Below are 22,120 nucleotides of genomic sequence, written 5' to 3' on the forward strand. Positions count from 1 at the left end.
GGGTTCCTCCGGCTGCGGTCTCAGAGATAGCCATTGGCGCTCCAGCCTCCATCGACGCCGGCGACCTGTCCGGTGATCGCGCTCGCCTCGTCGCTGGCCAGGAAGGCGGCGAGATCGGCCACTTCGCCGGCTTCGATGAAACGGCCGATCGGCATGCGCTCCGTCAGCCTGCCGGCATCGAGCCGGCCGCGCGCGATCAGGTCGGCGAGGAAGGGGGTGTGGACATAGCCCGGCGCAAGCGCATTGACCCGCACTCCGTGGCGCGCCCATTCGAGGGCCAGCGCCTTGGCCATCATCGCGACGCCACTCTTGGAGGCGCAGTAGCCGAGCCGCTCGGGCGCTGCGACGACGCCATACATCGACGACATCAGCAGGATGACGCCTCGCCGGCGCGGAACCATGCGTCGTCCGGCTTCCTGCGCGGTCAGGAAGACGCCGTCGAGATTGACGCCCATCACCTTGCGCCAGTCGGCGAAGCTCAGCTCCAGCGTCGGGCTGTTCTGCGAGATGCCGGCATTGGCGACGACGATGTCGAGCGCACCGCAATCCGCTTCGGCCCGCCGGAAGGCCGCGGGGACGGCTTCCGGATCGGCAACATCGCAGGGGATCAGCGTGATATCAGGCAAGCCGGCCAATGTCTTGGCGGCGCCGGGATCGCGGTCGAGCACGACGACACGGGCTCCGCGCGCCGCGAAGCGCTCGGTCATGGTGAGCCCAAGGCCGGCGCCGCCGCCGGTGATCAGCGCGACTTTGCCTGCGAGATCGTAGTTGCGGTCGCGGGGGGGAGCAGCGCTCATGCAGTCATCCCCATGAAGTCCGCCATCATCTCGAGCTGGCATTCGAGCATCGGCAGGCCGTAATGGATGCGGCAGCCCTTGGCCTGCGCAGCCGCCAAGAGCGCAGTGACGCGGGGCTGCATGATGACCTCGGCGACGATCTGTCGGTCCGTCAGGCGCGATGCGTCCAGTGGCAGCGGATCGCTCTCGGCGAGGCCGAGCGAGGTGCCGTTGACGACGATGTCGTAGTCGGCCGGGTCGGCACCATCGAGGTCGACACGCAGTTCCGGGAAGGCCAGCGCCAAACGCCGCGCCAGATCCTCCGATTTCGCCCGGGTGCGGTTCGCGATCGCGAGGCTGGCAACGCCGGCCCCGGCGAAGGCGAAGGCGATGGCATTGGCCGCGCCGCCGGCGCCGAGCAGCAGCACGCGGCGGCCCTTCGGCTCGCAGCCCTCGCGGCGCATCCCGGCAACGAAGCCGAGCCCGTCCAGTATCTCGCCGACGAGCCGGCCATCGGCCTCGCGGCGGACGCAGTTGACCGCACCGACCAGTCGGGCCTGGCGCGAGACCTCGTCGCAGAGAGCGACGATTCCGGTCTTGTGCGGCACGGTCACCACGAATCCGCCGAACGTCCTCATGCGCTTGAGGCCCGCGACCACGGTCGCGAGGTCGTCCGCGCCGACATGCACCGGCACCATCACCCCGTCATGACCGCGCGATTGCATCAATGCGTTCAGGTTCTGCGGTGTCAGCACATGGCGGACGGGGTCGGCGAGGATCGCATAGACCCGGGTATGGCCTGAGATATCCGTCATCTGCCCCTAGATCCCGAGATAGGCTGTCTTGATATGCGGGTCGGCGAGCAGGCCGGCGCCGGTGTTCTCCATGGCGATGCGACCGTTCTCGATCACATAGGCGCGCTGCGCGATCTTCAGCGCATGGAAGGCCTTCTGCTCGACCAGCAGCACCGTCGTACCCATCGCGCAGATACGCTCGACGATGCTGAACATCTGCTGGACAATGATCGGAGCGAGGCCGAGCGAGGGCTCGTCCAGCATCAGCAGCCGGGGCTTCGCCATCAGGCCGCGTGCGATCGCGACCATCTGCTGTTCGCCGCCCGAGAGCGAGCCTGCGAGCTGGTCGAGCCGTTCGCGGACGCGCGGGAAGATTTCCAGCACCTCCTCGAAACGGGCGGCTGAGCCCTCGCGGGCATTGGCGTGGTAGCAGCCCATCATCACGTTGTCCCGGACGGTCATGACCGGGAAGAGCTGGCGGGCTTCGGGGACCATGACGAGGCCGCGTCCGACGATATCGGCAGGTGTCGCCCCCGCAATCTCCTGTCCGTCGAACGCGATGCTTCCAGCGCTCGGCTTGACCAGCCCGGAGATCGCACGCAGCAGCGTCGTCTTGCCGGCGCCGTTGGCGCCGATGATGGTCACGACCTCGCCCTTGCCGATCCGGATTGAGACGTCCTGGAGGATGGTGGTGCGGCCGTAGCCGGCCGTCAGCTCAGAGACCTTGAGCATTGGCGAAATCCTCTCCGAGATAGGCCTCGATCACGCGGCGGTCGCGCACGACGGCCTGCGGGTCGCCCTGCGCGATCACCTTGCCGGAGTCGATGACGATGATGCGGTCGGACAGGCTCATGATCGCCTGCATGTTATGCTCGATGGCGATCACCGTGACGCCGGCGTCGCGCACGGCACGGATCAGTTCGACCATCTTCTGGGTGTCGGCCTGACTCTGGCCGGCCATGACCTCGTCGAGCAGCAGGATGTCGGGTTCGGTCGCGAGTGTGCGGGCGACTTCGAGCCGCTTGAGATCGCCGATCGGCAGGTTGCGCGCTTCGACCTCGCGGACGTGCTGCAGGCCGACGAGGGACGACACGCGCAGGGCCACCGCCCGCGCCGAGGCGACATCGGGATGGCGCATGAAGGCGCCGATCATGATGTTCTCGATCACGGTGAGCTTGCCGAAGGGCTGCACGATCTGGAAGGTGCGCCCGACGCCGGCCCGGGCGAAGGCATCCGCCGTCGCGGGCGTCGTCTCCTGCCCGTCAGAGACGATGGCGACGCTGCCCGAGGAGGGCTGGAGGAAGCCCGAGATCTGGTTGAACAGCGTCGTCTTGCCGGCGCCGTTGGGACCGATGATGCCGAGGATCTCGCCGCGCTTCAGCACCATCGAGACGTTGTCCGTCGCGGTCAGGCCGCCGAAGCGCATGACGAGGTTCTTCGTCGCCAGCATCGTCTCGCCCGGCGCGCCGGTGATCTGGCGCAGCGCCGGAGCCTCCTGCTCCGGCCGTGGTTGGCCGCCGGGCAGGCGGTCGACCCAGCGCCCGACGCGCACCCCGAAAGTGCCGACGAGACCGCCGGGCAGCGTCAGGGTGATCAGCACCAGCACCGTGCCATAGACGAACCCGTGCAGGCCGTTGGCCTGTGCGCCGAGCCAGCCGCGTGCCAGCTCCGCGAGCGGGACCACGAGCACCGTCCCAAGCAGCGGCCCCACGACAGTGCCGAGCCCGCCGATCAGAGAGAACATCGCAATCTCGATCGAAGTCGACAGCGAGAACATCGTCGCCGGCTCGAGGAAGGTTGTATACATCGCGTGAAACGAGCCGATCAGGCTGGTCAGCACCGCCGAGACGATCACAGCCTTGAGCTTGACCGTCGTCGGGTTAATGCCTGCGGCCGAAGCGGCGTCCTCGCGCTCGCGTACGGCGGTCAGATAGTAGCCGAGACGCGCATTGCGGATGATGTAGGACACGATCAGCGTCAGCAGCAGCAAGCCGAAGGCGATGATCAGGTAGTTGAACTTGTCCTGGAAGATCATCCAGGCCCAGCCCAGCTTCAGCGGCACGATCAGGCCGGCCGAGCCCCCCGTGACACCGTGGAAGTGGATCGCCAGAAGCCGGACGACCTCGAGGAATGCAATCGTCGCCAGCGCGAAGAACGGCCCGCGCAGACGAAAGCAAGGATAGCCGATGCACACGGCCACGAGTGCGGATAGCGCGGCACCCGCCCACATGCCGATCCAGGGCGAGAGACCGAAGTGCTGGATCAGCAGCGCGGTGGTGTAGCCCCCGATGCCGTAGAACATCATGTGACCGAGCGAGAGCTGCCCGGCATAGCCGCCGACGATGTTCCAGGCTGTGGAGAGCCCCGCGAAGACGCAGATCGTCACGAAGACGTGGATGATGAAAGCCGAGCCGCTGAGCGCCGGAACGATCAGGAGCAGCGAAAGCAGGAGCAGCGCGCAATAGACGCGCGGATGCGTCAGGACGGCGAACGGGCTGGGCTTGGGGGCGACAACGGACGCCACAATTGCGGTCTGCGAGGTCATGCGCTCACTCCGTCCCCCGACCGAAGCCGAACAGGCCCGTCGGCTTGAAGATCAGGATCAGGATGAAGATCGCGAAATAGACGACCTCCTTGAGGTCGGGCGCGATGTAGTAGCCCGACAGGGAATCGACGATTCCGATGATCATTGCCCCGGCGAAAGCGCCGTACATGCTGCGCATGCCGCCGAGCACGACGACGACGAAAGCCGTCAGCACGAAATAGGAGCCGATCGTCGGGGTGACGGGGAAGAGAGGCACGATCAGCGCGCTCGCCAGTCCAACACAGGCCGCCCCCAGGCCAAACGAGATGATGTAAATGCGATCGACACGCACCCCCATCAGCATCGCCGCGTTGCGGTTCTGCGCGGTGGCTCGAATGGCTCGGCCCAGCGGTGTCTTCTGCATGAACAGGTGCAGGCCGGCGACAAGCAGGAAGGCGCAGGCCAGAATGACGAGCTGGCCGGACAGCACCGTATAGCCGCCGAGCGAGACCGACTGGCGGGCGCTGGGCGTGGAGACGGAGTAGAGATCGGCCCCGAAGATCATCAGCGCCAGATTCACCAGCGCCGTCGAGAGGCCGACTGTGGCGAAGATCTGGATGTGCTCGTCGGCATTCAGCAGCGGCTGGATGATGAAACGCTGCACCAGCGCGCCGACGCAGAACAACAGCACGATGATCGGCACTGCTGAAACGTAAGGATGCCAGCCGAGCTTGGCGGCGAGCAGATAGGTCGCGTACATGCCGATCATCAGGAACTCGCCATGGGCGAAGTTCACGACGCGGACGATGCCGAAGATCAGCGTCAGGCCGACGCTGATGATGGCGTACATGCTGCCGAGCATGATGCCGTTGAGCAGCAACTGGACAAGCACGTCCATGAAGGGCGTCTCCGAAGTCGGATCGGTCGAAGAAAAGGTTTGTCGAGCACCGGGCATGAAGGGGTCGCTGCCTGCGGCCCCTCAGCCTTCGTCAGGTCCCGAGCGGACGGGACGGGCCGTCGGCGTTCAGTTGGCGCCGATGCCGACTTTCATCTTGGCGACCGCGGCATCGGCCGGAAACACGGTGACGAGCTCACCACCCTGCCACTGCATCAGGAAAGGCACGGCGCGGCCGTTCTGCCCGCTCTCTGCGAATTTCGCACCCCAGCCCGTGGCGGTCGCGCCCACCGGAACATCGACCTTCATCACCGAGGCGCGAATCGAGGCCGCCTTCAGGTCGGCCGCCTTCTCCATGGCATCGAGGAAGACCAGCGCCCCCATATAGTTGGCGAGCGAGTGGCCGGAGCGCGGTGCAGTGCCGTACTTGGCCTGGTATTTCTTGACGAAGGTATCGATGCCGGGCGCCGCCTTCGGATTGGTGCGGAACTGGGTGAAGTCGACGTTGAGCGCGCCCTCCATGTTCTCCGCACCGATCGCCAGCATGGTGTCGCGCAGCGAGTAGCCGCCGCCGGCACCGATCATCGCCTTGGGCTTGAACCCCTGTTCCTTCATCTGGCGGAAGAACAGCACTGTGTCGTTCTGGTAGGAGGTCTGAAGCACAACCTCGGCGCCTGCCGTCTTGAGGCGCAGGATCACGGGCGTCAGATCGACCGACTTGGCCGAATAGGGCAGCGTCTCGACGACATTGACGCCCTTTTCCTTGGCGCGCGCCGTCTGGTAGCCGGCGACCGTCTGGCCATAGAGCGAGTCCTCGTGGATGATCGCGACCTTGAGCGATTTGGCATCGACGCCGAGCGCCGGCGCGATCGCCTCACTGACCGCATCGACCATGCGGCTGGCAAAGTCCCGGGCGGTCGGATTGGTGCGGTAGACGTTCTTGAAACCGCGCTCGGTGATCGGATCGGAAATGGCTCCGAGCTCGAAATAGGGGACGCCGGCGAGTTCTGCGACCTGTGTCGCCGCGATCGAGAGCGACGAGGAATAGGTCCCGAAGATCACCGGAACCTTGTCGACCGAGGTCAGGCGCCGCGCCTCGCCGACCGCCTGGTTGGGCTCGACGGCATCGCCCTTGACGATCTCGAGCTTCTGGCCTTTCAGGCCGCCGGCCGCATTGCGTTCCTCGATGGCGATCTCGAGCCCCCGGAAGCTCTCGTCGCCGAGAAGGGCAAGGCCGCCCGAGAATGGATAGAGCGCACCAATCTTGACCTGGGCGAAGGCTTGCGTTGCCGAAAGAGTCAAAACCGCGGCGAGCGCCGCGTGTTTTACGAACCTCATCATGTCCTCCCTGAGACCGCTGTCACATTCATTTCTTGCGGTCCCCATCGCATGATGAGGCCGGCCGTTTCCCGGCGGGACGAATAATGCAGATAACCATGTTGCCTGACAAGTAGGGGTTTGCTAACCCTTGAGCCAAGGCTGGGCGGACCGGAAACGAGCGGTTCAAGCCTGCGCGAAAAGCGCGCCGTCGAAATGCGCGCATCGTGGAGGAGGGACAAACATCATGGTATTGCCGCAGACGATGAAGCAGGTGCTCTTTTCCGGGCCGGGCGGCCCGGAGGTGATCGAGGTCGAGACTGCGCCGGTACCTCAGCCCGGCCCAGGCCAGGTGCTGATCGCGGTCGCGGCAGCCGGCGTCAACCGGCCCGACTGCCTGCAGCGCGCCGGGGGCTATCCGCCGCCTCCGGGGGCGACCCAGGTTCCCGGACTCGAAGTCTCCGGCGTGATCGTCGCCGTCGGTCCCGGCGTGGCTGCGAGCCGCATCGGCGAGAAGACCTGCGCGCTGGTGATCAGCGGCGGCTACGCTGAGTACGCGGTGGCGGACGAGCCACTCTGCCTGCCGGTGCCGAAGCCGCTTTCGCTGCTCGAAGCGGGCGGGCTGCCCGAGACCTACTACACCGTCTACGACAACGTCTTCACGCGCGGCGGCTTGAAGAAGGGCGAGACGATCCTGATCCATGGCGGCTCCAGCGGCATCGGCTCGACTGCGATCCAGCTGGCGAAACAGGCCGGCGCGACGGTCTACGCGACGGCGGGATCACCTGAAAAATGCGCCTTCTGCCGCTCGCTCGGTGCCGACGAGGCGATAAATTACCGCGCGCAGGACTTCGTCGAGGAGGTCAAGCGGCTAACCCACGCCCGGGGCGTCGATGTCGTGCTCGACATGGTCGGCGGTCCCTATGTCCAGCGCAATCTCAACGTTCTGGCGCTGGAGGGCCGGCTCGTTCAGATCGCCTTCCTGCAGACCAGCAAGGTCGATCTCGACCTGATGAACGTCATGTTGCGGCGCCTGACCATCACGGGATCGACGCTGCGCGCCCGTTCGGTTGCCCTCAAAGCCGAGATCGCCGGGCATTTGCGGCAGGATGTCTGGCCGCTGCTCGAGGCCGGTACGGTCAAGCCGATCATCCATGCGGTCTTCCCGCTGGAGCAGGCCCGCGCAGCCCATGAGCTGATGGAATCGAGCGCCCATCTCGGCAAGATCATGCTCGAGGTCGCACGATGACCAGCCATCGCGGTAAGGTTGTCCTCGTCACCGGAGCCGGGCGCGGCATCGGCCAGGCCATAGCCGACGCCCATGCGGCAGCGGGCGCCAGTGTCGTCTATCTCGACCATGATGCGGGCCTTGCCGAGACCGCAGCCGCGGCTGCGCGGGCACGTGGTGCCAGGACCTGCGCCGTCGCTGCGGACGTCGCCGACGAGGCCTCCGTCAAGGCAGCCGTTGCGCATGTCGCCGAGGTGCTCGGGCCGATTGGCGTTCTTGTCAACAATGCCGGTATCTCGCCGAAATCGGGGGCGGACGGCAAGCGCGCCCGCCTCGGCGAGATGAGCGCCGATGAATGGCGCAGGGTCCTTGACGTCAACCTGACCGGGGCCTTTCTCTGCACCAGCGCGGTCGTACCGTTCATGCGAGCGGCGGGGCGCGGCGCGATCGTCAGCGTATCCTCGGTCGCCGGCAAGACCTATTGTGACATCGTCGGCGTCCATTATGCCGCAACCAAGGCCGCGCTCATCGGCTTCACCAAGCATCTTGCCGGCGAACTCGGCCCCGAGGGCATTACCGTCAATGCTGTCGCACCCGGTCGCATCGACACGCCTTTGATGCGCGGCACGGCGCCCGATGCCAATGAGGCAGCGCGGATGGCGACTCCATTGCGCCGGCTCGGCAGCCCCGAGGACGTGGCGCAGACCTGCCTGTTCCTGACTTCCGACAACGCCACCTTCGTCACCGGACAGGTCTGCGACGTCGCGGGCGGCTGGCTTATGACCTGACGCGCGCCATGATCGATTTCTCCGGCAAGGTGCTGCTGCTTACTGGTGCGAACGGCATGATCAGCCGCGCGGTGGCGCGGCTCTTCTACGGGCAGGGCGCGCTCTGCGTCCTGACCGACCTGGATGGCGACGGCGTCGCCCGCTTTGCGCACGAGCTCGACCCCGATGGCACCCGCACGCTTTCGCTCCGGCAGGATGCGGCCCTGGCTGAGGATGCCGAGCGCGCTGTCGCGGCTACTGTCGCTAGATTCGGCCGCATCGACGCGCTGGTGACGGCGGCTGGGCTCTATCGCGATCGGCTGGTCAGCGAGATGACCGAGGCCGAATGGCGCCAGTCCATCGCGATTAATCTCGACGGTGTGTTCCACAGCTGCCGCGCCGCTATTCCGCATCTGAGCGAGGGCAGCGCAATCGTGAACATCGCCTCGATGGCCGGCCATCGAGGCAGCTATGCGCACGCCCATTATGCCGCCGCCAAGGGTGGGGTACTGAGCCTGACACGTTCGCTGGCGCTGGAGCTCGCGCCGCGTATCCGCGCTAACGCCGTGTCGCCCGGCCTGATCGAAGGTCCGATGGTGCAGCCGCTCATCGCTGCCAGACCGGAGCTAATCCAGAACACGCCGATGAAACGTCTGGGGACGGCCGAGGAGGTCGCGGGCGTCGTCGCATTCCTCTGCTCGCACCTGGCTCAGTTCGTGACTGGCGAGACCATTCATGTCAATGGCGGGCTGCATATTGCCAGCTAGAGCATGGCGCGAGGAAGTGGATACCGGCTTTTCGCAGAAGTCATGCTCCAACTCTTGATCTAACGGGATTCGAGCCATGGTCGCCGACAAGAGCAGGTCCGAGCCGGTGCGCGATATCTTGGGCCGCGCGCCCTCGCTCGCCGACACGCTGGCGCTGCGCCTGCGCGACGAGATCGCATCCGGGCGCATCCAGGCTGGCGAGCGCCTGCCCACAGAACAGCAGCTTGCCCTCACCTATGGTGTCAGCCGGCCGATAGTGCGCGAAGCCGTAGGTCGGCTCAAGCATGATGGGCTGGTGGTATCGCGCCAGGGCGCCGGTGCCTTCGTCGCCGATCCCGGGTCGAGTTCCGTCTTCCGGCTCGACGTCGCGGACTTCTCGAACAAGGAAGAGTTGCGCAACATCGTCGAGTTGCTGATGGCGGTTGAGGCGTCCGCCACCGAGCACACGGCCGAGCGACGGAGCGAGGCCGATCTAAGGGCGATCCGGGCAAGGCTCGACGCCATGCAAGCCGCCATCGATCGCGGCGAATCCGGCGTCGATGAGGATGTCGCCTTCCACCGTGCCATCATCGACGCAACCGGCAACCCGTTCTTCCGCGATCTCTCGGAATTCCTCGACCGTCGCGTGCGCAACTTCATCCGCACCGCCCGGGCTAACACCGCCCGCCTGACCGGCATGGCCCAGACGGTGCAGGGCGAGCACCGGGCGATCTTCGACGCGATCGCCGCGCGGGATCCGCGGTCCGCCCGCGCCGCAGCCGAGATTCATCTCAAGAACGCAGCCAAGCGACTCGCGCTCTATCTCGGTCGGTAGGCGCGGCCTGTAAGCCAGGGGCGGGCCCGGCAGAGCCTTGGCATAATTCTCAAACGGACCTTGATGAGGCAAGTCACAAGGCTTCCATCATCTGGTAAAGATGCCCTTGTCGCCCCACCGCCTCCAGCGGTCATAGAGCGTCTTGGAGGAGCCGTATTCCTTCGGCGCATCCCGCCATCTGAGCCCATTGCGATTGACAAAGATGATGCCGCTCAGAACGCGCCGATCGTCAACGCGCTCGCGACCATGGCTCTTTGGAAAAGAGGGCCGAAGGCGAGCCATTTGCTCGTCCGTCAACCAAAACAAATTACTCATACTTCAGTCTCCTTGTAGGAGGCCTGAATCACCATCGTCAGCCAAGATCAACGGGTCCGACCCTAGGCGGGCAGATAGTTGACCCGGCTCAGGGGCACGTCGACGCCGACGATGTGCTCGTCCGGCAGATGCGACTCCCCGCGGGCATGGGGGATGTCGGCGAAAACCTCGCCTCCCTCCGTCCGGATGCCATAGCGCACCGAGGCTCCCAGGAACTCCTTGTGGGACACCTTGCCTTTGACCCGCACGCTGGCCGTCTCGGCTTGGCCTCCGGCGAGCGCCAGCCGCGCGTTTTGCGGCCTGAAGAACAGTTTGGCGCCGTTGCGGTGCTCGTCGGGCACCGGGAACCGGCTGCCGCAAGGCAGTTCGAAGACCTGCTCGCGTCCGTTCGTCCGCATCGCCCCGTCGAGGATGTTCGCCGTTCCGAGGAAGCTGGCGACGAAGAGATTGACCGGGTTGTCATAGAGCGCCATCGGCGTCCCGACCTGCTGGATCACGCCATCCTTCATCACGGCGATGCGGTCGCAGATCGTGTTCGCCTCCTCCTGGTCATGGGTGACGAAGATCGTGGTGAGGCCGAGCCGGCGCTGCATCGCCAGCAGGTCGCGCCGCACCTGCACGCGCAGGCTCGCATCGAGATTGGACAGGGGCTCGTCGAGCAGCAGCACCGTCGGCTCGATCGCGATGGTCCGGGCCAGCGCGACACGCTGCTGCTGGCCGCCGGAGAGCTTCGAGGGCCGGCGCGAGCCGAGATGCCCGAGGCCGACCAGTTCCAAAGCCTTGTCGACGCGGCGGCCGATCTCGTCCTTGGGCAGCTTGCGCTCTTCTAGCCCGAAGGCGACGTTCTTGCGCACGCTCATATGCGGCCAGAGCGCATAGGACTGGAAGACCATGCCGACATCGCGCTTCCAGGGCGGCAGGGACAGCACCTCGCGCCCGCCGACCGTGACGCTGCCGCTCTGCGGCGTGTTGAAGCCCGCGATCACCCGCAGCAGCGTGGTCTTGCCGCAGCCCGATGGTCCCAGGAAGGCGAAGAATTCGCCGGGCTGGATCTCGAGGTCGACGTTCTTCAGGACCTGCAGCGAGCCATAGGACAGGTTGACCTTGCGGATCGAAATGCCGGCGGTCTTGAGCCCGCTCGCGTCGATATGTGTCATGGCGCCTAAACCTCCGGCGATGGGACGTCGGGAACAAGGAAACGGGCGATTCGCGCGGCCATCACGCCGCCTCCTCGCGCCGGCCCGGGGCCGAGCGCCGCTCGAGATAGACATGGCTGAGATAGGTGCAGATGCCGACGATGACGACGGCGAGCACGCCGAGCGCCGCGCCGGCGCCGCGCCCGGCCGGTGACTGCATGAAGACGTAGAGCCCGTAGGCGAGCGGCGCATCGGCGGTCGACTGCACCAGCATCATGGTCGCGGACAGTTCGACCGCCGCGGTGGCGAAGCTGGTCACGAAGCCGGCGACGATGCCGCCGGTCATCAGCGGCACCACCACTCGCCGGATCGTCCGCGCCTTGGTCGCGCCGACATTCTCCGCCGCCTCCTCGAGCGAGACCGAGACCTGCTGCAGGGCGGCGCTGCAGGCCCTGAGGGCGTAGGGCAGGCGGCGCACGCTGAGCGCGATTGCGATCATGCCCCAGAACGCGGCCAGCGATCCGCCCCAGGGCAATTCGATCGCGTAGTAGGTGCGCAGATAACCCATGCCGAGGACAACCCCGGGTACGGCCAGCGCTGACATGGCGATGAAGTCGAGCCAGCGGGCGCCGATCACCTTGGTCCGCGCGACGATGTAGGAGATGGCGGTGCCGAGGCAGACGCCGATGATCCCGGCCAGTGTGGCGTAGATCAGCGTGTTGGTGATGAGCTGCGAGGATTCGCCGAAGATCGTGCGGTAGTGCGCCAAGGTGAAGCCGTCGGGCAGCGGCGCATAAGACCAGATCGTCGCGAAGGACAGCAGCAGCAGGCCAAGATGTGGGGCGAGCACGATCGCCAGGATGAAGCCGATCACGCCATAGGCGAAGACTGCGTCCAGCCGCGTCATCTGCCGCTTGGAGAGGCCGCCGCCGCCGCGCTGGATGGTGGCGTAGTCCTTGCCCCGCGTCGCGAAGGAGGCCAGCCAGAGAGCGAACACCGAGAAGAGGATCAGGACGACGGCGATGACATAGCCGATCGGGTCGGCAATGCCGATCGAGGTGATCCGCAGGAAGGCCTGCGGCGCTAGCATGTCCTGGACGTTGAGCAGTAGCGGCGTCGCCAGATCGTCGAAGACCTTGACGAAGACCAGGGAGGCGCCGGCGATGTAGCCCGGCATGGCCAGCGGGAACACCACCTTCCGGAACAGCCGGAAACCATGCGCGCCGAGATTCTGCGCCGCCTCCTCCATCGCCCGGTCGATATTGCGCAGGGACGTCGAGAGGTTGATCAGGATGAACGGGAAATAGTGCACCGCCTGGACGAAGATGACACCGTTGAGGCCCTCCATCAGCGGGATGTTGATGCCAAACCAGTCTCCCAGCAGCAGGTTGACCGTGCCGTTGCGCCCGAACAGGAGCTGCATCGCGATGGCGCCGGCGAAGGGCGGCATGATCAGCGGAATGATGCCGAGGGTCTGGATCATCACAGCGCCCCGGAAGGCGAAGCGCGTCGTGATGTAGGCCAGCGGCAGGGCGAGCACCGTCGCCCAGAGCACGGACATCAAGGAGACGTAGAGCGAATTCCAGAACGAGCGGAGAAACAGCTCGTTGCGCAGGAAGTCGTAGACATTGATCAGCGTGAAGGCCCCGCTGTGCTTGTCCTGGAACGCAGCCATGATCACTGTCAGCACCGGGACGACGAGGAAGGCGAGCAGGAACAGCGCGATCAGCCCGGCTGCAGCGTATTGCCCGAATGCGACGCCGCCCAGCCAGGTGGCGAATCCCGGCCGGTCGGCCAGGTCGGTCTTGGTAATCGACGACATTATGAGCCTTGTCCCCTGCGCCACTCGATCTGGAAGGGCGGCTCCGACGCCTGCCGGAGCCGCCTTTCGCCTGGGTCAGCCGGCCAGCTGGGCGGCCTTGTCGGCCAGTTGCTGCGCCCTCGCATAGTTGTCGCGGGCGAAGCTCGCCCATTTCTGCTCCAGTTCTGCCTGGCGCGGGCCCTTCTTTTTCTCGTTGGAGCCGTGGAAGGCCTCGGCGAACTCGGCCGATTGCGCCTCCTTCTCGTCGAACGGCATCAGGGCGATGGCTTCGCGTGCCTGCGCGGCCAGCGCCGCCGCCTCGGCATTCGGACGCTTGGCGATCTTGGCATTGACGGCGTGCAGGGTCTTGGTGACGTTCTTCAGCGGCTGAAGCTGGAAGCTGATGAGCTGGTCGAAAGCTACGTCGACGATGGCGTAGCGCTTCTCGGAACGGTCGACGTCGAACTTGAAGCCGCCGCCGCCGCCCCATTCGATCGCGAAGGGGTTGGGCGTGCCAGCGGGCGCCTTTTTGTAGGAATCGGGGCGCACCGGTAGCCGGCCGACCTTCGGCTCGAACAGGATCGCCTGCCCATCCGCCGAGAGCATGAACTCGATGAACTTCTGCGCGATGGCGCTATTGGGGGCATCCTTCACGACGCCGATATTGGAGGGCACTATCGTCGTGTCGCTCGGGTGCACGAACTCGACCGGGAAGCCGGCACCGCGCGCAGCCAGCGCCTGGTAGTCGAGCACGACGCCAAAGCCGAACTGCCCGGAGGTCACGCCGTCGGGCACGCCGAAGGAGCGCTCGGTAATCAGCCGCATGTTGCCGCAGACCGACTTCAGCAGCGCCCAGCCATTCTTCCAGCCTCGCGCCTGCAGGATGGTCTCGACCGTCAGATGGGTGGAGCCGGAACGCGAGGGCATCGCCATCGCGACATGGTCGAACATCACCGGAAGAGCCAGATCGTTCCAGCCCTTCACGGCCGGCAGGTTGTTGGCCCGGACATAGCGCGAGTTCCACATGATCGCTGCGCCGGACAGCGCGAAGCCGGCATAATAGCCCTCCGGATCATTGATCGGATAATCGCCGATCTTGGCCGGCACGCCGGTGTCGGTCGGCACGAACTTGGCCAGAAGGCCCTCGCCCTTGAGCACCTCGAAGGCATCTGGCGCCGAGGCCCAGAAGATGTCGGTCGCGCTCTTCGCCCGCGTCTCGCGCAGATAGGTGACGGTGGCTTGGGTTCCGCGCTGCTGGACTTCGACGTTGATGTCCGGATTGAGCTTCTCGAACGCCGCCTTGTAGGCCGAGGAGAGTTCCTTCGGCAGAGAGGTCACGATCGAAAGCGTCCGCTTCTGCTGCGCGTTGACAGATGCCGACAGAACGACCGGCGCAAGGCACGAGCCGATCAGAAAATCTCTACGCTTCATGTGTTTCCTCCTACCATGTTGGTTTTGATTTTCTTTTTTCCTGCCTTGTTCTTGTTGTCGTTGAATCCAAACAGACGTTCAGAAGCTGAAACGCGTATTCCTTCCTCCCGCACCGGCCGATCCGATCGGCCGGTGCGGACCCTGGGTTGAGGATCAGGCCAGCCGGAACGGTCAGGCCGTGCCGTTGAGCGCGAAATCGAAGATGTCGAAGTTCCGCAGGCGTTGCGCTCCGACGCGCGCCCGGTATTCGGCGTTGAGCGGGCGCGAGAGCATGAAGGGCACTGGCTGCTCCGAGAGCCCGCCATGCGAGCGCAGCTTGTGGCCGTTGAGACCGGAAAGATCGTGCTCGTCGGGACGCGAGCCGATCACGGTATGGGTGTCGCCGATCGCGACGAAATCGCCCTCGCGCTCGAGCGGCATCTCGAAGCGCCCGGCGGCGCTGACGCCGTCGAGCACCAGTCCGACACCCGGGATACGAGCGGCCGCGTCCATCAGCACATCCGCCGGCGTGTCGCCAGTGGCATAGACCCGCACGAACGAGCCGAGCGCGCCGTGATGCTTCACGAAAGGATCGGTGATCGGGCAGATCACCCGGGCCGAACCCGCGCCGAACTGCTGGTTCAGCAGGGTTTCGAGATAGACCACCTGGGGGCGGCCGTCGGGCCCGCTCTTGTCGGTCATGCCGTGATCGGCGACGATGCCGACGACTGCGCCCAGTTCGAGCAGGCGGCCGACGCGCTGGTCGACATCGCGGTTGAACTGGTCGGCCAGTGCATCACCTGGCGCCGCTGCGTGCTGCACCATGTCGGAAAGCGAAAGATAGAGCAGGTCGGCGCGCCCGGCTTCGAGCAGCTTGATGCCGGCATCGAGCACGAAGAGCGAGAGATCGGGGCTGTACATATCGGGGACTTTGCGCCCGACCAACGCCTCGACATTCTCGATGCCGTTCTCCGCGAGAGTGGCCTCGTCGGCGCGTTCCGAGGAGAAGCAGATTCCCTTCAGGCCACTGCCGAGCATCTTGCGCAGCTTGTCCTTGGCGGTAATCGCCGCGACGCGTGCGCCCGCATCGGCAAGCGCAGCCAGGATCGTGCCCGAGGCGACCAGCGAGGCGTCGGTGATCATCACCTCCTTGCCGGTCGCCCGGTCGAGGTAATAGTTGCCGGCGATTCCATGCACTTTCGGCGGCGCGCCGGCGACGATCGACATGTTGTTCGGGTTGGTGAAGGTCGGCATCGCGGCATCGGCGATGGCATAGAAGCCCTGCGAGATGACCCGCGAAATATTGGGGAGCAGGTTCGCTTCCAGGCCATGCGCAATGTAGCGCGGATCGCAGCCGTCGAAGCAGATCACGACGGTCGGAACGATCGGCTTGCGGTAGCTGCGTCCGTTGACCCTGATCTCTGCGTTGGTCTCCATCGTCATGCCAGCCATTCCTTCGTTCCAGGCGATGGGCTGACGATAGGGGCTTAAATTGCGCGAAAAAATCGATAATATCTCACTCATCTGTGCGCTGGAGTCACATGTGATGAAGCCTCGAGAATTGCCGCTCTCGGCCCTGCGGGCCTTTGCAGCCGCGGCCCAATGGACCAGCCTCGGTCGCGCCGCCGATGAGCTCGGCGTGACCCATGGCGCCATCAGCCGGCAGATCGGCAAGCTCGAGCAGTGGCTGGGACAGGACCTGTTCAGTCGTCAGGGCCGCCAGCTCGTGCTGACCCCGACGGGCGAACTGCTCGCTTCGCGGATCGGCCATTCGCTCACCGAGATGATATCGGCCTGCAGCGACATCGCGGGCACCGGCAAGCGCCATGTCGTGACGATCGAGGCGCCGACCACCTTCGCGATGTACTGGCTGCTGCCGCGGCTGAAGGAGTTCGAGGCGCGCGCCCCCGACACCGAGATCTCGCTGGCGACCCGGATGACCAATCAGAGCTATGACGGCCCGCTGGGGGACATCGTCATCACGCGTGATCGTGGCCTCGACCGACGCCTGCAGAGCTTCGAAAAGTTCGTGCTGATGAACGAGGATATGCGCCTGCTAGCGACACCGTCATTCCGAGAGACCGCCGATATCAGAAGCGCGCGCGACGTGTTGCGTCACCAAATGATCGGCACGGTGACGCGCCCGAGCGACTGGCCCAACTGGCTGAACAGTGCCGGATTGCGCGGGGAGCATGTCCGCTTCCGCCATCTGTTCGATCATCTCTTCGTCGCGCTGCACTGCGCCCGCGACGGGATCGGAACCATCGTAGCCCCGCACAACCTGTTCCAGAACGATGTAGGCGGGCCGATCTTCTATCCGGTTCTTCCGGAGATCGGCTTTCCCGGGCTGGCTTACTATGTCCATTATCGCTCGACGAGCCGGGCCGGATCGATCGCAAAGGTCGTCGAGCTCTTGCTTGGATGCAGATCGCGCGGGCTCTGAGAGGGGAGTAGGGCCAAGTTCGACAAGGACGCGGCCATGCTCCTCCTCGCTCAATTGAACGGCCTGAAGGCAGAGGTTCCAGACGTCAGCAGAGGGCCAAATGGGCTCTTCTGCAACAAGATCGACTCATAGACCTGCGGCGCATCCGCGCATCGTTGACACGGAGTAGGTGACGCGCTCGGCGGTCGCGTGCCGCGGAAGATTGCTTAGGTATAGGTCCAGGCCAGATCGAGGGCGCTTGGCAGAGTAAGCAGGACGGCCACGAAGGCTATGGATTGCGAGATGTTGTCAGCCCGTCAAGAGCGAGGATGGAGCAGGCGCTTCTCATTTTCCTGGCCGCCGTTCCGAGCGCTCATCCTCACACCCGCACGGTCCGCCCTGCAGGCTTTCCCAAGCGTGCTCCAGCGGAACTGGTACTGGACGGCCCACTGGCGCCGGTCGGCTATGTCGCGGACATGCTGAAGGGGTGGCAGATGCCGCGAGCCAAGAACGACCTGGGCTATGGTGAGCCGGTCTTCATGGGTCTCGATCTCGGCCCCGAAGAACTGAGAAAGTCGAAATAGCCCGACGCCTCTTCGACGATGAGGGCATTGATGGCCGCGAGCTGCTGTTCAGCGCTCCCCCAAGTCAATGACGCTTGGGGCGCGCAGCTTCACCCTCATAAGGATCTGATCGAATTGATTTTCGCCAAGGCCAGCAGCACGCGCCCTCAGGCGAAGTTCCTGAAGTTTGGTTGCATGGACGAATTGTTCTTTCAGCAAGGGGATTAGCGGGAACATGGCTCAGCTCCAGGCGACGCCGAACGCCCAGTAGGAGAATCGGTCTGCCTGCGACAGCCGGCCCTTCCGCTTCGCGGTGAGCGCCTTCATCGTCTCGACCTGCTCACGACGGCGCACGGCATGGATCGGCGCCGCGATTTCGTTCTCGGTCATGCGCAGCGCCACCTCGATCACGCGGTCGCTGACATCTCGGCCATAGCTTTTTGTTGTCCGCGGCTCGGCCTGCGCCAGCACCAGTTCACGAGCCACATGCAGCGGCTCGCCGGCGGCGTAGCGGTCTTCGATCTCAGCCCAGACATCTCGGGACCTCTAGCCCGGACGGCGCGGCGCAGCTTGGCGTTCAGAGCCTCTATGGCGTTCGTCGTGTACAAGATCCGGCGCACGTCAAAATGCAACGCATAGAACGGTACGACCTCGGTCCAGGCTCGGCGCCAGCTCCGGGCGATAGCCGGATAGCGGAGGGCCCAAAGCCCCTCCTCGAAGGCCCGTAGTTCCGCTTCGTCGGCCTCGGCGTCGACGGCGCGGTAGATTATCTTCAACGCGGCGGCGACGGGCTTTCGACCCTTGTAGGAGACGAAATCCAGGCTGTGCCGCAGCAGGTGGACCACGCAAGTCTGGACCACGGCCTCCGGGACCACGGCCCGGATCGCGTCGGGAAGCCCTTCAGGCCATCGATGACGGTGAGCAGAATGTCCTCGACGCCGCGGTTGCGCAGCTCGTTCATGACGCGCAGCCAGAACTTCGCGCCCTCATTCTGTTCCAGCCAGAGGCCGAAAATATCCCTGGCGCCATCGGCGCGCACGCCAAGAGCAATGTGGACGGCCTTGTTGCGCACGATGCCCTCGTCGCGGACCTTGACACGCAGGGCGTCGAAGAAGACGAGCGGATCGATCGGCCCCAGCGGCCGCGCCTGCCAGGCGGTGATCCCCTCCAGCACCGCGTCGGTGACGGCGCTGATCAGATCGGGCGAGACCTCGATCACGTAGAGCTCGCGCAGATGTCCGACGATCTCGCGGGTGCTCATGCTGCGGGCGTACATCGAGATGATCTTGTCGTCGAAGCCGGGAAAGCGGCGCTGGTACTTGGCGATCAACTGCGGATCGAAGCTCGCCTGACGATTGCGCGGAATCTCCAGCTCGATCCGGCCAGTCTCGGTCCTCACCGTCTTGCGCCCGTAGCCGTTGCGGCTGTTACGGGCTTCATCGCCCGCCAGGTGATGATCCATCTCGGCGTTCAGGGCCGGCTCGGCCAGCGCCTTCTTCAGATCGTCGAGCAGCCGTTGGCGTCGAAGGCCGTTTTCGAGACGGCGCCGGCCAGCAATTGGTCCAGCGGCGCGTCAGGAATGCGGGCAGCTTTGCGTCGTGCCATCGAGAACCTCCTTCAGGTCCATTATGGCCGCCCGCACACGGAAATCCTGCCAATCCAAAAGTGACGCGCAGGGCCAACAACGCGAAGTCGAAGATCCGGTCCCGGGTTGAGCATGTCTTGGCCGAGCAGAAGGCGAGGATGGGCCTCTTCGTGCGCAACATTGGCATTGCCAGGGCGAGGACTAAGATCGGCATGGCCAATCTCGTCTACAACATGCGCCGGCTTGTCTGGCTCACCCGGATAGCCGCAGCATAGCGCGCCTCAGCAGCACAATGGTCCAGGCCCATGCAGCTGCCTTGGGGGACGAAATCCAGGTTCAACTCGTCTCGACCGACCCAGGCACATTGAAAACACCCCGACCGGCCTAAAATTCGGGTTCTTCGAGCCCTCCAACTGTTCCGGCAACGCCGTGGTCGAGATCTTCTTCACGAAGCACAATCCGAGCCAATTGGAGCGGCAGGGCGCGCAAACTCGAAAACGGACTCCAAGCTCCCGGAGCAAATCCAAATTGCGGCCGAGCGGACCCTCTTGCCTCGTAGTCGCGCGACTTGCCTTTCGCGCTTGTCTCCGGCAGGGGCTTGCTGACAGATTGACGCTTTCCTGGCTGCTCGCCGGACGATCAGTGAACCGGTTCGATGGCCTTTACTCAAAAACTCATCATGCGTGGCGCGTTCTGGACGATCGGCGCCTATGGTGCCTCGGTCGGTCTGCGTTTCGGTTCGAATGTCCTGCTGTCGCGGCTGGTTGTGCCGGAGATTTTCGGCATCATGCTGATCATCAACACGCTGCGTAACGGCATCGAACTGATCTCCGATGTCGGGATCGGCCAGAACATCGTCCATAATCCGCAAGGCGAGGCCAAGTCCTTCCGCGACACGGCCTGGACGATCCAGATACTGCGTGGTGCGCTGCTGTTCTCGGCGCTCTTCCTTGCGGCCGCGCCGTTGGGTCAGCTCTATCAGCTTCCAGCATCGGCAATCGAATTGTCGGCGCTGGCGCTTGCGATCATGGGCGGTGCCTCGGTCTCGGTCTATCTTCTGCAGCGCCGGCTCCAGTTCGTCAGGCTCAACCTGTTCGACCTCGGAGTCGACTTCGTCGGGGCCCTGCTGGTCATCGGCCTCGCCTTCTACAGCCCGACGATCTGGTCGCTGATCGCGGCCAATATCCTGACCGCCGTCTTCCGCACGGGCATGACCTATCTTCTGCCCGAGGCCAGAAACTGGCTAGCCTGGGACCGCGTCCATGCGCGCCAGATCCTCTCCTTCGGCAAGTGGATCTATTTGTCCTCGCTGCTCGCCTTTCTGTGCGCCAGCTTCGACAAGCTCTATCTCGGCCAGAGCATCCCGCTGGCCCTGCTCGGCATTTACGGGCTGGCCCGCAACGTCGCCGAACTGCCCGCCGCCCTGTTCTCGCGGCTCGGGCATTCGCTGGTCTTCCCCGTCATTGCGGCCCAGCAGTCGCAGCCGCGCCACGAGATGCGGGCCCGCCTGTCACCGCTGCGGCTGAAGCTGCTGCTGGTCTGCGCCGCCTGCCTGGCCTTCGGCATCGCCTTCGGGGATTTCGCGATCCGCATCATCTACGACTCGCGCTATCATGCGGCGGGCTGGATGCTGCCGGTCATGCTTGCCGGTGTCTGGGGGGCGATCCTGTGCAGCATGAACGAATATGCGCTGATGGGGCTGGGCAAGCCGCTCTATGGCGCGGCCGGCAATCTGGTCAAACTCCTGAGCCTCGCGATCGGAATTCCGGTCGGGCTCCAGATGGCGGGACTGAGCGGCGCCATCCTGGTGGTGGCTCTCAGCGATTCCCTGCGCTATCTGCCGGTCCTGATCGGCCAGCGCCGGGAGCAGGTCTCGTTTCTCCGACAGGATCTCGCGGTGAGCCTCTTCATGTTTACACTGCTCGGCCTGTTCACGCTGCTGCGCGCATGGGCCGGATACGGCACCGCCTTCGATGGCTTCCTGTCCTGAGGCCGCGATGACCGGCGAGGCGACAGCGCAGCTTCCGGGCGAGCGGCTCGGCATCGTCGTGATCGGGCGCAATGAGGGAGAGCGTCTTGTCGCCTGCCTGGATTCGCTGGGGGCGCTCGCAGCGAACGCGGTCTATGTCGATTCCGGTTCGAGCGACGGCAGCGTCGAAATGGCCAGGGCGAAGGGTGCCGCGGTGGTCGATCTCGATCTCGCCAAGCCCTTCACCGCCTCGCGGGCCCGCAATGCCGGCTTCGCCGCACTGCAGGAAAGGCTCCCCGATCTCGCCTTCGTCCAGTTCGTCGATGGCGATTGCCGCCTCGCCGCGGGCTGGCTCGATAGGGCGGCGGCGTTCCTGCGCGGGCGCGACGATGTCGCGGTGGTCTTCGGACGGCGGCGGGAGCTTCATCCGGAGCGTTCGGTCTACAATCGGATGTGCGACCGCGAATGGGATGTCCCGATAGGCGAAGCGCTGGAATGCGGCGGCGATACTCTGATCCGGGCCGAGGCATTCCGGCAGGTCGGCGGCTATGCCGACGAGCTGATCGCCGGCGAGGAACCGGATATGTGCGTGCGGCTGCGGAGCGCCGGCTGGCGCATCTGGCGCATCGATGCCGAGATGACGCTGCACGACGCGGCCATGACGCGCTTCGGACAATGGTGGCTGCGCTCGGTACGCAGCGGCCACGCCTTTGCGGAAGTGTCGCGGCGGCATGCCGACTCGCCGTTCGGAATCTGGAAGCGCAGCACCTCTCGCGCGCTGATCTGGGGGCTCGCCTTGCCCGTTGCCGCCATTTTGGGGGCGGCATGGCTTCATCCCGCCCTGCTCCTGCTGCTGCTCGCCTATCCGCTGCAGGTCGCCAGGATCGCGCTGCGGTCCGGGGGAAGCAAACCGGAAAGCTGGCTCAATGCCGGGTTCGCGACGCTGGGGAAGTTCCCTGAAATGCAGGGCGTTGCCCGTTTCTATCTCAGCCGGCTTTCGGGCCGCCGCCGGAAATTGATCGAATACAAGTAGCCGG

At 65.1% G+C, this 22,120-nt stretch carries 20 protein-coding genes and 3 pseudogenes; 9 read left to right on the forward strand and 14 right to left on the reverse strand.

Annotated elements, in window-relative coordinates; translation table 11 throughout:
• Positions 1-20: 20 nt before the first annotated feature.
• From AC3RCC_RS07080 to AC3RCC_RS07105, 6 genes are all read right to left on the reverse strand, one after another.
• Complete coding sequence (locus AC3RCC_RS07080; RefSeq protein ID WP_492258000.1) at positions 21-797, reverse strand: SDR family NAD(P)-dependent oxidoreductase; 777 nt, start codon at positions 795-797, stop codon at positions 21-23.
• A complete protein-coding gene (locus AC3RCC_RS07085) occupies positions 794-1,591 on the reverse strand; it encodes a shikimate dehydrogenase family protein (RefSeq protein ID WP_492258001.1) in 798 nt (265 codons plus the stop codon). Before AC3RCC_RS07085 ends, AC3RCC_RS07080 begins: the two co-directional genes overlap by 4 nt.
• Before the next feature lie 6 nt (positions 1,592-1,597).
• Entirely contained in the window at positions 1,598-2,302 is a 705-nt protein-coding gene (locus AC3RCC_RS07090; protein WP_492258002.1) for an ABC transporter ATP-binding protein, read from the reverse strand.
• Entirely contained in the window at positions 2,286-4,115 is a 1,830-nt protein-coding gene (locus AC3RCC_RS07095; protein ID WP_291639782.1) for a branched-chain amino acid ABC transporter ATP-binding protein/permease, read from the reverse strand. The genes AC3RCC_RS07090 and AC3RCC_RS07095 overlap by 17 nt, the downstream gene beginning before the upstream one ends.
• Before the next feature lie 4 nt (positions 4,116-4,119).
• Positions 4,120-4,992: a branched-chain amino acid ABC transporter permease gene (locus tag AC3RCC_RS07100; RefSeq protein ID WP_291639780.1), complete on the reverse strand. Its 873-nt coding sequence runs from the start codon at positions 4,990-4,992 to the stop codon at positions 4,120-4,122.
• A 126-nt stretch (positions 4,993-5,118) separates the two neighbouring features.
• A complete protein-coding gene (locus AC3RCC_RS07105) occupies positions 5,119-6,327 on the reverse strand; it encodes an ABC transporter substrate-binding protein (protein ID WP_291639778.1) in 1,209 nt (402 codons plus the stop codon).
• A 226-nt stretch (positions 6,328-6,553) separates the two neighbouring features.
• Here AC3RCC_RS07105 and AC3RCC_RS07110 point away from each other — a divergent pair, with 226 nt between their 5' ends.
• The 4 genes from AC3RCC_RS07110 (at position 6,554) to AC3RCC_RS07125 (ending at position 9,882) form a co-directional block, all read left to right on the forward strand.
• Entirely contained in the window at positions 6,554-7,555 is a 1,002-nt protein-coding gene (locus tag AC3RCC_RS07110; protein ID WP_492258003.1) for an NAD(P)H-quinone oxidoreductase, read from the forward strand.
• The gene (locus AC3RCC_RS07115) at positions 7,552-8,322 is read left to right on the forward strand and encodes an SDR family oxidoreductase (protein WP_291639774.1); all 771 of its coding nucleotides are present in this window, start codon (positions 7,552-7,554) and stop codon (positions 8,320-8,322) included. Before AC3RCC_RS07110 ends, AC3RCC_RS07115 begins: the two co-directional genes overlap by 4 nt.
• 8 nt (positions 8,323-8,330) lie before the next feature.
• On the forward strand, positions 8,331-9,068 hold the full coding sequence (locus tag AC3RCC_RS07120; RefSeq protein WP_291639772.1) for an SDR family NAD(P)-dependent oxidoreductase: 738 nt from the start codon (positions 8,331-8,333) through the stop codon (positions 9,066-9,068).
• Between the two features lie 76 nt (positions 9,069-9,144).
• On the forward strand, positions 9,145-9,882 hold the full coding sequence (locus AC3RCC_RS07125) for a FadR/GntR family transcriptional regulator (protein WP_492258004.1): 738 nt from the start codon (positions 9,145-9,147) through the stop codon (positions 9,880-9,882).
• 90 nt (positions 9,883-9,972) lie between these two features.
• Here AC3RCC_RS07125 and AC3RCC_RS07130 read toward each other — a convergent pair.
• The 5 genes and pseudogenes from AC3RCC_RS07130 to phnA form a co-directional block, all read right to left on the reverse strand.
• Positions 9,973-10,197, reverse strand: a pseudogene (locus AC3RCC_RS07130) (transposase); the annotation flags it as partial.
• A gap of 62 nt (positions 10,198-10,259) precedes the next feature.
• Entirely contained in the window at positions 10,260-11,354 is a 1,095-nt protein-coding gene (locus AC3RCC_RS07135; RefSeq protein ID WP_492258005.1) for an ABC transporter ATP-binding protein, read from the reverse strand.
• Between the two features lie 61 nt (positions 11,355-11,415).
• On the reverse strand, positions 11,416-13,155 hold the full coding sequence (locus AC3RCC_RS07140; RefSeq protein WP_492258006.1) for an ABC transporter permease: 1,740 nt from the start codon (positions 13,153-13,155) through the stop codon (positions 11,416-11,418).
• A 75-nt stretch (positions 13,156-13,230) separates the two neighbouring features.
• The gene (locus AC3RCC_RS07145; protein ID WP_492258007.1) at positions 13,231-14,565 is read right to left on the reverse strand and encodes an ABC transporter substrate-binding protein; all 1,335 of its coding nucleotides are present in this window, start codon (positions 14,563-14,565) and stop codon (positions 13,231-13,233) included.
• Between the two features lie 171 nt (positions 14,566-14,736).
• Positions 14,737-15,981, reverse strand: a complete 1,245-nt coding sequence (phnA, locus tag AC3RCC_RS07150) for a phosphonoacetate hydrolase (protein WP_465247528.1) — start codon at positions 15,979-15,981, stop codon at positions 14,737-14,739.
• Positions 15,982-16,090: 109 nt separating this feature from the next.
• On the opposite strand from phnA, the gene AC3RCC_RS07155 reads away from it, so the two are divergent.
• Together AC3RCC_RS07155 and AC3RCC_RS07160 are read left to right on the forward strand one after the other, a co-directional pair.
• A complete protein-coding gene (locus tag AC3RCC_RS07155) occupies positions 16,091-16,987 on the forward strand; it encodes a LysR family transcriptional regulator (protein ID WP_492258761.1) in 897 nt (298 codons plus the stop codon).
• Positions 16,988-17,295: 308 nt separating this feature from the next.
• A complete protein-coding gene (locus AC3RCC_RS07160) occupies positions 17,296-17,550 on the forward strand; it encodes a hypothetical protein (RefSeq protein ID WP_291639756.1) in 255 nt (84 codons plus the stop codon).
• Positions 17,551-17,598: 48 nt separating this feature from the next.
• On the opposite strand, the gene AC3RCC_RS07165 is transcribed toward AC3RCC_RS07160, so the two are convergent.
• From AC3RCC_RS07165 to AC3RCC_RS07175, 3 genes and pseudogenes are all read right to left on the reverse strand, one after another.
• Positions 17,599-17,766 (reverse strand): hypothetical protein, encoded by a 168-nt coding sequence (locus AC3RCC_RS07165; RefSeq protein ID WP_492258008.1) that lies wholly within the window; start codon positions 17,764-17,766, stop codon positions 17,599-17,601.
• 3 nt (positions 17,767-17,769) lie between these two features.
• Positions 17,770-18,000, reverse strand: coding sequence for a hypothetical protein (locus AC3RCC_RS07170; protein WP_492258847.1), 231 nt, complete (start codon positions 17,998-18,000; stop codon positions 17,770-17,772).
• Positions 17,937-19,134 (reverse strand): annotated as a pseudogene (locus AC3RCC_RS07175) (IS256 family transposase). Before AC3RCC_RS07175 ends, AC3RCC_RS07170 begins: the two are co-directional and overlap by 64 nt.
• Before the next feature lie 54 nt (positions 19,135-19,188).
• On the opposite strand from AC3RCC_RS07175, the pseudogene AC3RCC_RS07180 reads away from it, so the two are divergent.
• From AC3RCC_RS07180 to AC3RCC_RS07190, 3 genes and pseudogenes are all read left to right on the forward strand, one after another.
• Positions 19,189-19,389: pseudogene (locus tag AC3RCC_RS07180) on the forward strand (IS5/IS1182 family transposase); the annotation flags it as partial.
• A 404-nt stretch (positions 19,390-19,793) separates the two neighbouring features.
• A complete protein-coding gene (locus tag AC3RCC_RS07185; RefSeq protein ID WP_291639754.1) occupies positions 19,794-21,104 on the forward strand; it encodes an oligosaccharide flippase family protein in 1,311 nt (436 codons plus the stop codon).
• Positions 21,088-22,116 (forward strand): glycosyltransferase family 2 protein, encoded by a 1,029-nt coding sequence (locus AC3RCC_RS07190; RefSeq protein WP_492258009.1) that lies wholly within the window; start codon positions 21,088-21,090, stop codon positions 22,114-22,116. Before AC3RCC_RS07185 ends, AC3RCC_RS07190 begins: the two co-directional genes overlap by 17 nt.
• Positions 22,117-22,120 lie beyond the last annotated feature (4 nt).

The organism is Allobosea sp. GW823-FHT01F03, assembly GCF_058798075.1.

What these genes read in the sequence shown, in the direction of transcription:
- AC3RCC_RS07080 (WP_492258000.1), bottom strand. Translation starts at nt 797, where the DNA reads ATGAGCGCTGCTCCCCCCCGCGACCGCAACTACGATCTCGCAGGCAAA.
- AC3RCC_RS07085 (WP_492258001.1), bottom strand. Translation starts at nt 1,591, where the DNA reads ATGACGGATATCTCAGGCCATACCCGGGTCTATGCGATCCTCGCCGAC.
- AC3RCC_RS07090 (WP_492258002.1), bottom strand. Translation starts at nt 2,302, where the DNA reads ATGCTCAAGGTCTCTGAGCTGACGGCCGGCTACGGCCGCACCACCATC.
- AC3RCC_RS07095 (WP_291639782.1), bottom strand. Translation starts at nt 4,115, where the DNA reads ATGACCTCGCAGACCGCAATTGTGGCGTCCGTTGTCGCCCCCAAGCCC.
- AC3RCC_RS07100 (WP_291639780.1), bottom strand. Translation starts at nt 4,992, where the DNA reads ATGGACGTGCTTGTCCAGTTGCTGCTCAACGGCATCATGCTCGGCAGC.
- AC3RCC_RS07105 (WP_291639778.1), bottom strand. Translation starts at nt 6,327, where the DNA reads ATGAGGTTCGTAAAACACGCGGCGCTCGCCGCGGTTTTGACTCTTTCG.
- AC3RCC_RS07110 (WP_492258003.1), top strand. Translation starts at nt 6,554, where the DNA reads ATGGTATTGCCGCAGACGATGAAGCAGGTGCTCTTTTCCGGGCCGGGC.
- AC3RCC_RS07115 (WP_291639774.1), top strand. Translation starts at nt 7,552, where the DNA reads ATGACCAGCCATCGCGGTAAGGTTGTCCTCGTCACCGGAGCCGGGCGC.
- AC3RCC_RS07120 (WP_291639772.1), top strand. Translation starts at nt 8,331, where the DNA reads ATGATCGATTTCTCCGGCAAGGTGCTGCTGCTTACTGGTGCGAACGGC.
- AC3RCC_RS07125 (WP_492258004.1), top strand. Translation starts at nt 9,145, where the DNA reads ATGGTCGCCGACAAGAGCAGGTCCGAGCCGGTGCGCGATATCTTGGGC.
- AC3RCC_RS07135 (WP_492258005.1), bottom strand. Translation starts at nt 11,354, where the DNA reads ATGACACATATCGACGCGAGCGGGCTCAAGACCGCCGGCATTTCGATC.
- AC3RCC_RS07140 (WP_492258006.1), bottom strand. Translation starts at nt 13,155, where the DNA reads ATGTCGTCGATTACCAAGACCGACCTGGCCGACCGGCCGGGATTCGCC.
- AC3RCC_RS07145 (WP_492258007.1), bottom strand. Translation starts at nt 14,565, where the DNA reads ATGAAGCGTAGAGATTTTCTGATCGGCTCGTGCCTTGCGCCGGTCGTT.
- phnA (WP_465247528.1), bottom strand. Translation starts at nt 15,981, where the DNA reads ATGGAGACCAACGCAGAGATCAGGGTCAACGGACGCAGCTACCGCAAG.
- AC3RCC_RS07155 (WP_492258761.1), top strand. Translation starts at nt 16,091, where the DNA reads ATGAAGCCTCGAGAATTGCCGCTCTCGGCCCTGCGGGCCTTTGCAGCC.
- AC3RCC_RS07160 (WP_291639756.1), top strand. Translation starts at nt 17,296, where the DNA reads ATGGAGCAGGCGCTTCTCATTTTCCTGGCCGCCGTTCCGAGCGCTCAT.
- AC3RCC_RS07165 (WP_492258008.1), bottom strand. Translation starts at nt 17,766, where the DNA reads ATGTTCCCGCTAATCCCCTTGCTGAAAGAACAATTCGTCCATGCAACC.
- AC3RCC_RS07185 (WP_291639754.1), top strand. Translation starts at nt 19,794, where the DNA reads ATGCGTGGCGCGTTCTGGACGATCGGCGCCTATGGTGCCTCGGTCGGT.
- AC3RCC_RS07190 (WP_492258009.1), top strand. Translation starts at nt 21,088, where the DNA reads ATGGCTTCCTGTCCTGAGGCCGCGATGACCGGCGAGGCGACAGCGCAG.